This window comes from Frankia tisae (assembly GCF_025403405.1).
In the GTDB taxonomy this organism is placed as follows: Bacteria; Actinomycetota; Actinomycetes; order Frankiales; family Frankiaceae; genus Frankia; species Frankia tisai.
Genome location: NZ_JANEZT010000044.1, coordinates 1 through 13,490, shown reverse-complemented (window position 1 = coordinate 13,490; position 13,490 = coordinate 1). Strand labels below are relative to the sequence as shown.

General features: G+C 73.2%; 9 protein-coding genes. All 9 read left to right on the top strand.

Annotated features, from left to right (window positions below; genetic code table 11):
• Window positions 1-4: 4 nt before the first annotated feature.
• Complete coding sequence (locus tag NBZ85_RS06770; protein WP_261554982.1) at window positions 5-805, top strand: enoyl-CoA hydratase-related protein; 801 nt, start codon at window positions 5-7, stop codon at window positions 803-805.
• A gap of 96 nt (window positions 806-901) precedes the next feature.
• On the top strand, window positions 902-1,219 hold the full coding sequence (locus NBZ85_RS06765; RefSeq protein ID WP_261554988.1) for a DUF6343 family protein: 318 nt from the start codon (window positions 902-904) through the stop codon (window positions 1,217-1,219).
• Window positions 1,220-1,346: 127 nt separating this feature from the next.
• Window positions 1,347-2,648: a DUF445 domain-containing protein gene (locus NBZ85_RS06760; protein ID WP_261561668.1), complete on the top strand. Its 1,302-nt coding sequence runs from the start codon at window positions 1,347-1,349 to the stop codon at window positions 2,646-2,648.
• Between the two features lie 1,075 nt (window positions 2,649-3,723).
• A complete protein-coding gene (locus NBZ85_RS06755) occupies window positions 3,724-5,031 on the top strand; it encodes a DEAD/DEAH box helicase (RefSeq protein ID WP_261554991.1) in 1,308 nt (435 codons plus the stop codon).
• A 342-nt stretch (window positions 5,032-5,373) separates the two neighbouring features.
• The gene (locus tag NBZ85_RS06750; protein ID WP_261554993.1) at window positions 5,374-5,550 is read left to right on the top strand and encodes a hypothetical protein; all 177 of its coding nucleotides are present in this window, start codon (window positions 5,374-5,376) and stop codon (window positions 5,548-5,550) included.
• A gap of 113 nt (window positions 5,551-5,663) precedes the next feature.
• A complete protein-coding gene (locus NBZ85_RS06745) occupies window positions 5,664-6,752 on the top strand; it encodes an alpha/beta fold hydrolase (RefSeq protein ID WP_261554995.1) in 1,089 nt (362 codons plus the stop codon).
• Between the two features lie 110 nt (window positions 6,753-6,862).
• Complete coding sequence (locus NBZ85_RS06740; RefSeq protein ID WP_261561667.1) at window positions 6,863-8,431, top strand: pyridoxal phosphate-dependent decarboxylase family protein; 1,569 nt, start codon at window positions 6,863-6,865, stop codon at window positions 8,429-8,431.
• A 188-nt stretch (window positions 8,432-8,619) separates the two neighbouring features.
• Window positions 8,620-12,153 carry a DNA polymerase III subunit alpha gene (gene dnaE, locus NBZ85_RS06735; RefSeq protein ID WP_261554997.1) on the top strand — a complete coding sequence of 1,178 codons (3,534 nt, stop codon included), beginning with the start codon at window positions 8,620-8,622 and terminating at the stop codon, window positions 12,151-12,153.
• Window positions 12,154-12,461: 308 nt separating this feature from the next.
• Window positions 12,462-13,490: class I SAM-dependent methyltransferase (locus NBZ85_RS06730; RefSeq protein ID WP_261561666.1), on the top strand; the 1,029-nt coding region annotated here is incomplete at its 3' end.

Sequence of the window (13,490 nt, the reverse complement as noted above, 5' to 3'; positions counted from 1 at the left end):
CACAGTGAGCGTCACCACCGCCGAGGAGGCCGCAGTGAGCAGCCAGATCGAGTCCGAGATCGCCGACGGCGTGCTCACCGTGCGCATCGCGCGACCAGGCAAGCGCAACGCCCTCACCCAGGCGATGTACACGGCACTCGCCGAGGCGTTCGCGGCGGGCGAGGCTGACGCCGGGGTGCGGATCATCCGCATCTGCGGCAGCGGCGGATCATTTACCGCCGGTAACGATCTCGCCGACTTCCTGGCCACGGCAGACCTGGCCCCGGACGGCCCGACACTGACGTTCATCCGGACGGTCGCCCGCGGCACGAAGCTGCTCGTCGCCGAGGTCGACGGGCCGGCGGTGGGCATCGGCACGACACTGCTGCTGCACTGCGACCTGGTGTACGCCACCGAACGCAGCACCCTGGGCATCCCGTTCGTCAACCTGGGCGTCGTGCCCGAGTTCGGCTCCTCGCTGCTGCTGCCGCGCCGGGTCGGGCCCGCGGCGGCGGCCAGGCTTGCATACTTCGGCGAGCCGTTCGGCGCCGCCCAGGCCGCCGACCTGGGAATCGTCACCGAGGTGCTACCCGACGCCGACGCGCTGCGCGCCCGCGTCGACGACCGGGTCGCGGCACTGCTGGCGCAGCCAGCGGGCGCCCTGGCCGCCACCCGCGCCCTGCTCCACGACGGCGGGACAGCGCCGGTGCTCGCCCGGATCGACACCGAGGGCGCGATCTTCGCCGAGCGGCTGGCCTCGGCGGAGGCCAAGGCGGCGATGACCGCACGGCTGCCGGGTCGCGCGGCGTCGCCGCGGACGGGCTGAATCGGCCGGCCACGCCGCGCGCCGGTCTCCCCGCCGGCCCGCCGGCCGCAGTCAGGACGGCCGGTTCAGCGGGGCGTGGCCGGGCATACCGGGACCGTGACCAGTTCCCTGCCGCGCCAGCGCGACCAGGACGAGGTGCTGCGGCGCCGGCACTGGTGGCAGCGGCTGTCCCTCGGACCGGGAGGCGCGCCGCCGGCCCGCAGCGCCCTCGGGCTGCGCCGGGTGCTCGCCGTGTTCGGCCTGGTCTTCTGCGGCGCCGCCGCGGGCGTGTTCGCGTCGCGAGACCAGCCCGCCGCCGCGGCAGTGCTCGCGCTGCTCGCTCTGGTGGCCATCGTCGACCTCGCCGTCATCCAGCGCCGGCTGCACCAGCGTTCTCATGCGCGCCGGCTTCCGCCACCACCTCCCCGGCTGTGACGGTGAGCGCCGGCCCACGGCCGCGACGATGTCCCGCTCCGACCGCATAAGGTGTCCGGGGATCGGCTGATCAGATCCGTTGGGCCCGCACGGGCATCGAGCTGGTACGGGAGAGGGACGGCGGCCGATGAGCGAGCCGGCGGGCGGCGGGCGGTCGGCACCGGCCGGGTTCCCCCGCGGCACCGCGGACGAGCCCGGACTGCGCCGCGCACTGCGCCGGATGCGCCTGATCGCCACCGGCATGCTCGCCGCCGTCGTGACCGTCTATCTGCTCGCCCAGGGTTGGCGCAGCCACGGCGGCCCCGGTTGGGTGGCGTATGTGGCCGCCGCGGCGGAGGCCGGCGTCGTCGGCGCGCTGGCCGACTGGTTCGCGGTGACGGCCCTGTTCCGCCACCCGCTGGGCCTGCCGATCCCCCACACGGCGATCATCCCGGAGCGCAAGGACGCCCTCGGTCGGGGCCTGGAGAACTTCGTCAGCACGCACTTCCTCGCCGAGGACGTGATCCGGGAGAAGGTCGACGGCATCGGCGTCTCGGTGCGCGTCGGGTCCTGGCTACGCCAACCGCGCCACGCCGAACGGGTGACCGCCGAGATCGCCGGGCGGCTCACCTCGGCCATCTCCGGGATGAGCGACGACCTGGTCCGCGAGGTCGTGGAGAAGGCGGTGCTGCCCCGGGTGGTCGAGCGGCCCTGGGCGGGGGTGCTGGGCGCGGCCCTGCAGCGGGTGCTCGACGACCGGTTGCACGTTCGGCTCGTCGACGTGATCGTCGCCGAGGTCCAGGAGTGGCTTGCCCGCAACCCGGAGGTCTTCACCAGGCTCGTGGTCGATCAGGCGCCGAGCTGGACGCCGCAGTGGCTGGATGAGGCGGTCGCGGTCAAGGCCTATGACAAGGCGCTGGAGGCACTCGCGGAACTGCGCGCCGACCCGGAGCATCGGGTGCGCCTGGCACTGGACCGGTTCCTCGGCGACTTCGCCGGCCGCCTGCGCGCGGACCCGAGCCTCGTCGAGCAGGTCGAGCAGATCAAGCAGCGGCTCCTGGGGCACGCGGAGGTCGGCCGGGCCGTCGCCGCGATCTGGGCGACGACCCGGACGATCCTGCTCGACCTCACCACCGATCCGACCAGCACCGCCCGGGTCCGGGCCGCCGACGAACTGGCCGCGTTCGGGGCGCGGCTGGCCACCGACCCGGAGCTCGGCCGCACCGTCGACCGAGCAGCCTCCGACCTGGCCGCCCGGGCGGTCCACCGCTACCAGGGGGACATCGCCGCGATCATCGGCGACACGGTTGCGAGCTGGGAGCCCGAGGAGACCTCGCGGCGCATCGAGCTGCACGTCGGCCGGGACCTGCAGTTCATCCGCATCAACGGGACGGTCGTCGGTGCCCTCGTCGGGCTGATCATTCACGCCCTCACCGAGCTGGCCTTCTGACCTGCACGGGCCGCGGCCGCCCTGCCGGCGGCCAGGCGCTTTACCCGAAGGTCCCGTCAGCCCCGTGCCGGTTGACCCGTTCACGGGTGGCCGTCCGGTCCCTCCCGCCGTGCACTCACCGCCGCGGCACCGCACCGGGCTCGAAACGGCCGTGACCGCGGTCATCCCGGCCTTCCTGATCCGGTTCTGCCTGCTCAGCGGACACGCGGCCGGGCCTTTCGCCGGTCGGCACAGGCCGACGTTCCCCAGGGTGACCCTTATCGCGTCCCCGCCCCGCTCGACCCGCACCGATGGTGATGACCCCGCGCTTGCTGCTGCGATGCAAGCGGTGGGTGCACACGCCATCGGCCTGGAGGCACCTTCGGCAGGGTGCTCGCACAGCCCAGAGGAGCAGTGCGGAGTAACCCGACACGCTGCGCAACCACCGCCGCCGCGGCGATGGCGTCCATCGGCGGGCCGGGTCGAGACGAGCGGACGACCGTGCGGACGCGCACCGGCACGCCGCCGCACGGTGACCGCCCGAACCGGCGCAGAGGGGGATGCAACGGCTCGTTGCGTGCCGCGGCCCTATCCCCAAGCCCGGGTCGTCGATGTACCGTGAAGGAGACGACGGCCCGAGCGGCTGTCCGCGCCCGGCTGAATGGTCGGGTGTGCGAGGTCGGTGCGAGCGCCATAGCGGGAATCACCCGCCGTTGGGTCTGGTCGCGGAGCCGGCCGTACCCCGGCCGCCGGACGATGCAGCGGGCTGGTGTGGACCTCCTCACCCGTCCAAATGATCTCATGGTGGCCCTGACCTGATCGGCGGATCCCTCTGTCTCAGCACGGAAACTCCCAGTCCCATGTTGCCCATCGCCAGCCTCGCCCGGCCCGCGGCCGCGGTGTTGCAGGTGGTGCCGGACGCGGCGGCCGCGGTCCCCGGCCCGGCGGCTCCCGCTTCGGCGGCCCGGCGCGCCCGGCCGCTCCCCTCATCACGACGCGCGAACCCCGGCCCCCGGCCGAGTCGTTCGAGACCGCCGGCCTGCCCAAGCGCCTGATCAAGGCGCTCGCCGACCGGAACATCGCCGCGCCGTTCCCGGTGCAGGCCTCGACCCTGCCCGACGTCCTCGCCGGGGAGAACGTCCTCGGCCGGGCGAAGACCGGCTCGGGCAAGACGCTCGCCTTCGGACTGCCCATACTCGCCCGGCTCGCCAGCGGCGGTCCGGTGCAGCCGCGCCGTCCCCGCGCCCTGGTCCTCGTTCCGACCCGTGAGCTGGCCCAGCAGGTCAGCGACGCACTCGAGCCGCTGACCCGGGCGCTCAACCTGCGGCTGGCCCCGGTCTACGGTGGTACGTCGATCAGCCGGCAGATCTCGGCGCTGCGCCGCGGCGTGCACCTCGTCGTGGCCACCCCGGGCCGGCTGACCGACCTCGTCGAGCGCAGCGCCTGCGAGCTCGGCGAGATCGAGATGACGGTGCTCGACGAGGCCGACTTCATGTGTGACCTCGGCTTCCTGCCCGCCGTGCGGGCGCTGCTCGACGCCACCCCGTCCACCGGGCAGCGGCTGCTGTTCAGCGCGACGCTCGACCGCGAGGTCGAGGTCCTGGTCCGGGACTACCTGCCCGACCCTGTCCTCGTCGCGATCGACTCGGAGACCTCCCAGGTCAGCACGCTGGTTCGGCACGCCCTCGAGGCGCCCGACCGCGCCGCGCAGGTCGCGCTGGTGACAGCGCTCGCCGGCGGCTCGGGCAGCACCCTGGTCTTCGTCCGGACCCAGCGGGACGCCGACCGCGTGGCCGAGTCCCTCAGCCGCGCGGGCGTGCCGGCCGAGCCGCTGCACGGCGGGATGCCGCAGGGTGCCAGGACCCGGGCGCTGGCCGGTTTCACCGACGGCTTCTACCGGGTGCTCGTGGCCACGGACGTCGCCGCCCGCGGCATCCATGTCGACGGCATCCGGCTGGTCGTGCACCTCGGCCCGCCGGAGGACGCCAAGACCTACCAGCACCGTGGCGGCCGGACCGCGCGCGCCGGCGCGGAGGGCGCCGACGTGCTCGTCACCCTGCCCGCCGAGCGCGGGAAGGTCCGCGGGCTGCTGCGCGCGGTCGGCATCGAGGCACGCCCGGAGCCGACCACGCCGAACGACCCCATCGTCCTGGAGCTCGCCGGCCCGCCGGCCCCCCGGGTCAGCAAGGATGAGATCCCGCAGGCCCGCATGGCCGGCTCGACCGGTGGGCGCGGGCCGCGTGTCGGCGCACCCCGGACCGGCGGCGGCCGTGACGGCGAGCACCGCCGTCGCGAAGGCGGCGGCCACCGCTTCGGCCGGTCCGGGGCCACGCACGGCCGGCCGCAGCGTCGCCCCGGCGCCCCGGCGGCGCCGACCTCCGCAGCCCCGGCTCCGACGGCCTGACCAGACCGACGGCCTGACCAGACCGACGGGGTGAACCGACCGGCGGTCTGAACCGGCCGCAGTCGCCCGCTCCCAACACCGGCGCCGTCGCCCTGACCCGTCAGGGCGACGGCGCCGGCTGTGATCTGACGCCGGCCGGACAACCACCCTGCACCACAGGGCCGCCGCGTCCGCACCGGTCGACTACCCGCGGCAGGCCCGTCATCAGCCACGAGACACCGGCACGTGACGAAATAGTCCGGATCCGTGGTGTGAGCAACGCCACCCAAGCTCTTTGTGTGCCCCGTCCGCTCGATACCGTTTTAGGAACGAGTGTCGATATCGATGGAAAGGAGCGTGCACATGGAGCAGGACCAGTCGACCCAGCTGACCTCAGGGCTTTCCGGGCCCGGCCAGCGGGACATCGTCCCCGGCGCCGCCGACGCGGTAGAGGTCGTGGAGATCACCACCGAGAAGATCGCGTTCGGTCCCGTCGCGAACCCGAAGCGGCTACGGCTCGGAGTCTCTCGCTCGCTTTGACCCCCACCCGGTCAGGATTTCTCCAGGTCGGCCGCCGCCGGGCGGCCGACCTTGCGTTTCATCTCACCGATGCCGGCTTCCGGCCAGGGGCCGCGTGGTCCTACCGTCGAGGGATGAGCAGCCCCGAGACGACTCCGCGTGCAGCCGGATCGACCGCATTCACCGGGTCCACCTCCACCGGGCCCACGGGTCCGAGGCCGGCCGGCACGGGGCACGAACGCCTCACCCTGTCGGATGGCGGCGACGGCTTCCGGTCGTCCTGGGCACAGCTCGACGGCCCGGTGCACATCGTCGACTTCGGCGGTCCGGCCGACGGTCCGCTGCTGCTGTGCGTGCACGGCCTCGGCGGCTCCTACCTCAACTGGCTCCCGCTCGCCCCGCTGCTCACCACCACCCACCGGGTGATGGCCGTCGACCTGGCCGGGCACGGCCGCACCCCCGCCGCGGGCCGGCGCACCGACGTCCTGGCCAACCAGGGTCTGCTCGACCGTTTCCTGGCCGAGGTCCTCGACACCCCGCCCATCCTCGTCGGCAACTCGATGGGCGGCATGATCAGCGTGATGCAGGCCGCCCGGCGACCCGGCTCGGTCGCGGGCCTGATCCTCGTCGACCCGGCGCTGCCCCGCCCGCGCGGCGTGCGCCCGGATCCGGAGATCGCCCGCATCTTCGCCGGCCTGTTCATCCCCCGCCTCGGCGCCGCGGTCCTCGCTCGCCGCCGGACCCGTTTCACCCCCCGCGAACTCGTCGACCAGAGCCTGGTGCGGCTCACCGCCGACCCGGGCTCGATCCCCGAGTCAGCCCTGGCGGCGATGGAACGCGCCCAGCGGGAACGCGGCGGGCTGCCCGACGCCGACCAGGCGTTCGTGGGCGCGGCCCGCTCGGTGGTGTGGTCGCTGCTGCGCCCGGCGCCGCTGGCGCACATGGTCCGCACCGTGCCGCAGCCGACGCTGCTGCTGCACGGCTCCGCCGACCGGCTGATCCCGGTGGCGGTGGCCCGCAACGTCGCCGCGCAGCGGCCCGACTGGCGGGTGGAGATCCTCAACGGCCTCGGCCATGTGCCGATGCTCGAGGCCGCGGAGCTGACCGCGGGCCTCATGGCGGACTGGCTGCGCCGCGAGGGCCGCGAGGCGGCCGAACGCGCCCGCCGTCCCGCCACCCCGGCAGCCCCGACCCTCACTCCACTGCCGGCGGTGGGGAGCTGACCGGGGACGCCGATCCCGTCGACGCCGATCCGGGGGACGCGCTGCGGGCCGCGCTGCGCGCCGCCGCCGGGCACGCCGACGCCTGGCTCGCCAGCCTCGCCGAGCGTCCGGTGCGCCCGGCGCACGGCGCCGCCGAGGTCCTGGCCCGGCTCGACGGCCGGCTGCCGGCGGGCCCCAGCGACCCGGTGGCCGTCGTCGACGCGCTCGTCGAGGCGGTGGGGGGCGGGTTGACCGCCACCGGCTCGCCCCGCTTCTTCGGTTACGTCGTGGGCGGCACACTGCCCGCGGCGCTCGCCGCGGACCTGCTCGCCGTCGTCTGGGACCAGAACGCGGCGCTGGCATCGCTGTCGCCCGCGGCCAGCGCCGCCGAGGCCGTCGCCGGCCGCTGGGTCGCCGAGCTGCTGGGCCTGCCCTCGGGCGTGTCCGTCGGGTTCACCACCGGTACCCAGATGGCGCACGTCACCGCGCTCGCCGCCGCCCGCCAGCGGGTGCTCGCCGACGCCGGCTGGGACGTCGCCGCCGACGGCCTGACCGGGGCCCCGCCGGTCCGCGTGCTCGCCGGTGCGGACCGGCACGCCACCGTCGACGCCGCGCTGCGCCTGCTCGGCTTCGGCACCCGCACGATCGTCGAGGTGGCCACCGACGGGCTCGGCCGGATGCGCCCCGGTGCCCTGCGTGCCGCCCTCGACGCCGACGCCGACGCCGACGCCACCGCCGCCGCCGCCGCCGACCACCGCACCGCCACGCAGCGACCGACGATCGTCGTCGCCCAGGCAGGAGAAATCAACACCGGCGCGTTCGACCCGCTCGCCGAGATCTGCGCGCTCGCCCGCGCACACGGCGCCTGGGTGCACGTCGACGGCGCCTTCGGCCTGTGGGCGAAGGCGTCGGCGTCGGCGCCGCGCCGCGCCCTCGTCGCGGGCGCCGAGCTCGCCGACTCGTGGGCGACCGACGGTCACAAGTGGCTCAACGTCCCGTACGACTGCGGGATCGCGCTCGTCGCCGACCGGACGGCCCACCGGCAGGCGATGTCGGCGTCGGCGGACTACTTCGTCCTCGACTCGGCGGGGCAGCTCGACCCGGTGGACTGGACGCCGGAGTTCAGCCGGCGGGCCCGCGCCCTCGCCGTCTACGCGGCGCTGCGCTCGCTGGGCCGCTCCGGCCTGCGCGACCTCGTCGACCGCTGCTGCGACCTCGCCGACGATGCTGCCACCCGGCTCGCCGCGCTGCCGGGGGTGACCGTGCTCAACGCGACCGGCGACCGCGGCGGCCCGGGGCCTCTCGTCGCGCTCAACCAGGTCCTGATCCGGGTGGACGACCCGAGCCCGGCGGCCGACCGCGCGCACGACCCCCGGCCGGCGGTGGGGACGGCGGCGCGGGGCGACCGGCTGACCCGGCGGGTCACCGCGGCGGTGACGGCGGGCGGGGAGGCGTACGTGACCGGCACGGTGTGGCGGGGCCGCGCCGCAATGCGGTTGTCGGTGAGTAACTGGGCGACGACGCGGCGAGAGATCGACCGGGCGGTCGCGGCGATAGCCGAGGCGATCGCCGACGCGGCAGCCGAGGCCCGGCGTGGGCCGGTCCGGCCGGGCACGGTGACGGTGCCGGCGATGGCCGGTCCGGCCCGGCCGCCTCGCCCCCGTGACGCCGATCCGCACCCCGACGGTGTCCCTTTGTGATGGTCGGGCCGACACGGCGGTGGAGGCGAAGGCGGGCCCGGGCGGGCCGCTAGGCTGCCGGAGAAAGCCCCGTCCATCCGGCCGATCCCCGTGGCGAGCGCACCCGGCGCGCCGGTGTGCCGTCCGCCCGTGCCGGGGTCATCGGCCCTCGTTTCGACCGGCGTGCCCAGCGCGCGGGAGGGTCCGACGTGTCAAACTCCTTCGTCCACCTGCACGTTCACACCGAGTACTCGATGTTGGACGGGGCGGCTCGGCTGAAGGACATGTTCAGCGAGGTGTCGCGCCAGCAGATGCCGGCGGTCGCCGTCACCGACCACGGCTACATGTACGGGGCGTACGACTTCCACAAACAGGCCACCGCCGCGGGCGTGAAGCCGATCATCGGCTGCGAGGCGTACGTGGCGCCGGAGTCGCGCCTGCTCAAGCAGCGGGTCCGCTGGGGCGAGCCGCACCAGAAGGGCGACGACGTCTCCGGCGGCGGTTCCTACACCCACATGACGATGTGGGCGCGCAACGCCGACGGGCTGAAGAACCTGTTCAGGCTGAACTCGCGGGCGTCGATCGAGGGCCACTACATCAAGTGGCCGCGGATGGACCAGGAGATCATCGCCGAGCACTCCGACGGCCTGATGGCGACGACCGGCTGCCCGTCCGGCATCGTGCAGACCCGGCTGCGCCTGGGCCAGTACGACGCCGCCCTACAGGCCGCCGCCACCTATCAGGAGATCTTCGGCAAGGAGAACTTCTTCTGCGAGATCATGGATCACGGGCTCGACATCGAGCGCCGGGTCCGTGACGGTCTGGTCGACATCGCCCGCGCGCTGGACATGCGGTTCGTCGTCACCAACGACTCGCACTACACCTACGAGTCCGAACGCGAGGCCCACGCCGCCCTGCTGTGCGTGCAGACGGCCTCGACGGTGGCCAACCCGTCGTTCCAGTTCGAGGGCTCGGGCTACTACCTCAAAAGCGCCGAGGAGATGTACGGGATCGACTCCTCGGACATCTGGCGCGAGGGCTGCGAGACCACGCTGATGATCGCCGAGCGGGTCGACCCGAGCGGCATGTTCGCCAAGCACAACCTGATGCCCCGCTTCCCGGTACCGGACGGCGAGACCGAGGAGAGCTGGTTCCGCAAGGAGACCTGGGCGGGGATGGCCCGGCGCTTCCCCGACGGCTTCGACGACGAACACCGCGAGCGGGTCGAGTACGAGACCCGGGTCATCCTGCAGATGGGGTTCCCGTCGTACTTCCTCGTCGTCGCGGACTTCATCATGTGGGCGAAGGGCCAGGGCATCCCGGTCGGGCCGGGCCGCGGCAGCGCCGCCGGGTCGATGGTCGCCTTCGCACTCGGCATCACCGACCTCGACCCGATCCCCCACTCGCTGCTGTTCGAGCGCTTCCTCAACCCCGAGCGCGTGTCCATGCCCGACATCGACATCGACTTCGACGAACGTCGCCGCGGCGACGTGATCCGCTACGTCACCGAGCGGTGGGGCGACGACCGCATCGCGCAGATCGTCACCTTCGGCACGATCAAGGCCAAGGCCGCGATCAAGGACTCCTCGCGGGTGCTCGGCTACCCGTACGCCGTCGGCGACCGGATCACCAAGGCGATGCCGCCGGCCGTGATGGGCAAGGACATCCCGCTCGGCGGGATCTTCGACCCGAAGCACCCGCGCTTCAGCGAGGCCGGGGAGATCCGCGGGCTGTACGAGTCCGACGCGGACGTCAAGAAGGTCATCGAGACGGCGAAGGGCCTGGAGGGGCTGATCCGCCAGGCCGGGGTGCACGCGGCCGGCGTCATCATGTCCGCCGAGCCGATCATCGACCACATCCCGGTGTGGCGCCGCGACGCCGACGGCGCGATCATCACCCAGTTCGACTACCCGACGTGCGAGACCCTCGGCCTGCTCAAGATGGACTTCCTGGGCCTGCGCAACCTCACCGTCATGGACGACGCGGTGCGCAACGTCGAGGCCAACCGCGGCGTCCACATCGACCTGCTCGGGCTCACCCTCGACGACTCCGCCGCCTACGAGCTGCTCAGCCGCGGCGACACCCTGGGGGTGTTCCAGCTCGACGGCGGCCCGATGCGCTCGCTGCTGCGGATGATGCGCCCGGACAACTTCGAGGACATCTCCGCCGTCATCGCCCTCTACCGGCCGGGGCCGATGGGCGCGAACTCGCACATCAACTACGCGCTGCGCAAGAACGGCCAGCAGGACCGCACGCCGATCCACCCGGAGCTGTCCGCACCGCTCGCCGACATCCTCGACACCACCTACGGCCTGATCGTGTACCAGGAGCAGGTCATGGCCATCGCGCAGAAGGTCGCCGGCTACTCCCTCGGCGGCGCGGACCTGCTGCGCCGGGCGATGGGCAAGAAGAAGAAGGAGATCCTCGACAAGGAGTTCGTCCCCTTCTCCGAGGGGATGAAGACCAACGGGTACTCCGAGGCGGCGATCAAGACGCTGTGGGACATCCTCGTCCCGTTCTCCGACTACGCCTTCAACAAGGCGCACACCGCCGGCTACGGCCTGGTGTCCTACTGGACGGCGTTCCTCAAGGCGAACTACCCGGCCGAGTACATGGCCGCGCTGCTGACGTCGGTGCGCGACGACAAGGACAAGAGCGCGATCTACCTCAACGAGTGCCGCCGGATGGGCATCCGGGTGCTCCCGCCGGACGTCAACAGCTCCAACGCCGACTACACCGCGCACGGTGACGCCGAGATCCGAGTGGGGCTCGCCGCGATTCGCAACGTCGGGACCAACGTCGTCGAGTCGATCGTCCGGACCCGGAAGTCGAAGAGCCGCTTCGTCTCCTTCCCGGACTTCCTCGACAAGGTCGACGCGGTGGTCTGCAACAAGCGCACCATCGAGTCGCTGATCAAGGCCGGGGCGTTCGACGCTCTCGGGCACACCCGCCGCGGCCTGGTGGAACGGCACGAGCAGGCCGTCGACGCGGTGATGGGCGTGAAGAAGAAGAACGCCGAGGGCCAGTTCGACCTGTTCGCCCTCGACGTCGACGACGACCCGGGGACCGTGCCCGCATTCGGTGTGCAGGAGTTCTCCGACCAGGAGTGGGACAAGGCGGTCAAGCTGTCCCACGAGCGGGAGATGCTCGGGCTCTACGTCTCCGACCATCCCCTGCGCGAGGTCGAGCACATCCTGACCGCGAGGGCGGACTGCAGCATCGCCGCGCTGACCGGCGGGGAGTACGCGGACGGGTCCACCGTGACCATCGCCGGCATCATCTCCAGCCTGCAGCGCAAGGTGACCAAGCAGGGCAAGCTGTGGGCGTTGACCACCGTCGAGGATCTCGCGGGCGGGCTGGAAGTGATGTTCTTCCCGCAGACCTACGAGGTGTGCTCCACCCAGCTCGCCGAGGACGCCGTCGTCATCGTCCGGGGTCGCCTGGACAAGCGGGAGGACACCCCGCGCCTGATCGCCGCCGAGCTGACCGTGCCGGACCTCAGCGAGGCGGCACTGAGCCCCCCGGTGGTGATCACCATGTCCGCGGCCCGGGTGAACCCGCCGACGGTGGAGCGGCTGCGCGAGGTGCTGGGCACCCACCCGGGGACGACCGAGGTCCACCTGCGGCTGCAGACCCCCGGCCAGACCACCCTGCTGCGCCTCGACGACGCCTACAAGGTCCAGCGCACCCCCGCGCTGATGGGCGATCTCAAGGCCCTGCTCGGCGCGGCCGCGGTCGCCTGATCGCACCGCGGCCGCACCCGCCGTCACCTGCGGTTTTACTGTCGTCAAAGGCACGTTTTATTCCCCCGAACGGGGATACTGACATGCGACACCGGACACCGTTCGGACACGGTGTTTCTGGGGGACGATGGGAGCCAGGTAACCAGGTGCGACCGCGCCCCACGCGGGCTGGGCCGACCATGGGCCGCAGTCGACCGACCGGGCAGGACCCGGCGTGGGCGTGGCTCGAGGTCGGGTGGGTGCCGACCGGGCAGACTCCGGCGACGTCCCAGCCGAAGGGACCGCGCACACGACCCGGAGGATGCGCCTTGACGATCAGTCGAGAACTGGAGGAGCACGAGCTCGCCGCCCAGACCAGCCCTGTTCCGGACCCACGGTGGTCGCCGGAGCTGGCACGGGCGACCCGCACCCTGCTCGAGAGCTTCATCGGGACCACGCCGCCGGTGCGGATCGCCCTGTGGGACGGTTCCGCGCTCGGGCCGGACACCCCCACCCAGGTCGTGGTGCGCTCGCCGGAGGCGATGCGCCGCGCCCTGTTCCGCCCCGGCGAGCTGGGTTTCGCCCGCGCGTTCGTCGCCGGTGATCTCGACGTCGAGGGCGACATCTTCGCCGCGTTGGCGCTGCGCAACCACCTGTCCGCCATCCCCCGCCGCCCCACCGCCGCGACGGCGCCCGCCCTGCTGACCCTGCTGCGCGAGCTCGGCGCCCGACCGCCCGCCCCACCGCCGCAGGAGGCCCGGTTGCACGGGCGCCAACACAGCCGCAACCGCGACGCCGCGGCGATCTCCCATCACTACGACGTGTCGAACGCGTTCTACCGACTGTTCCTCGGGCCGACGATGACCTACTCGTGCGGGGTGTGGGAGTCGCCGGCGGCCGGGCTCGACGCCGCCCAGACCGCCAAGCACGAGCTGGTCTGCCGCAAGCTCGGGCTGCGCCCCGGCGAGCGCCTGCTCGACGTCGGCTGCGGGTGGGGCAGCATGCTCATCCACGCAGCCCGCCATCACGGCGCCCGCGGCGTGGGGGTGACGATCTCCGTGGAACAGGCGGCGGAGGCTCGCCGCCGGATCGCCGAGGCCGGCCTCACCGACGCCATCGAGATCCGCCTGCAGGACTACCGGGAGATCCCCGACGGCCCCTTCGACGCGATCAGCTCGGTCGGCATGGTCGAGCATGTCGGGCGGGCGATGCTGCCGACCTACTTCGCCGCCCTCTACTCGCTGCTGCGGCCCGGCGGCCGGCTGCTCAACCACGGCATCTCCTCCCCCGGCGACCCGGCCGGGGCCTACCGCCACCAGCCCCACCTCGGCCCCATCCCGCTGCCACAGGGCCGCGAC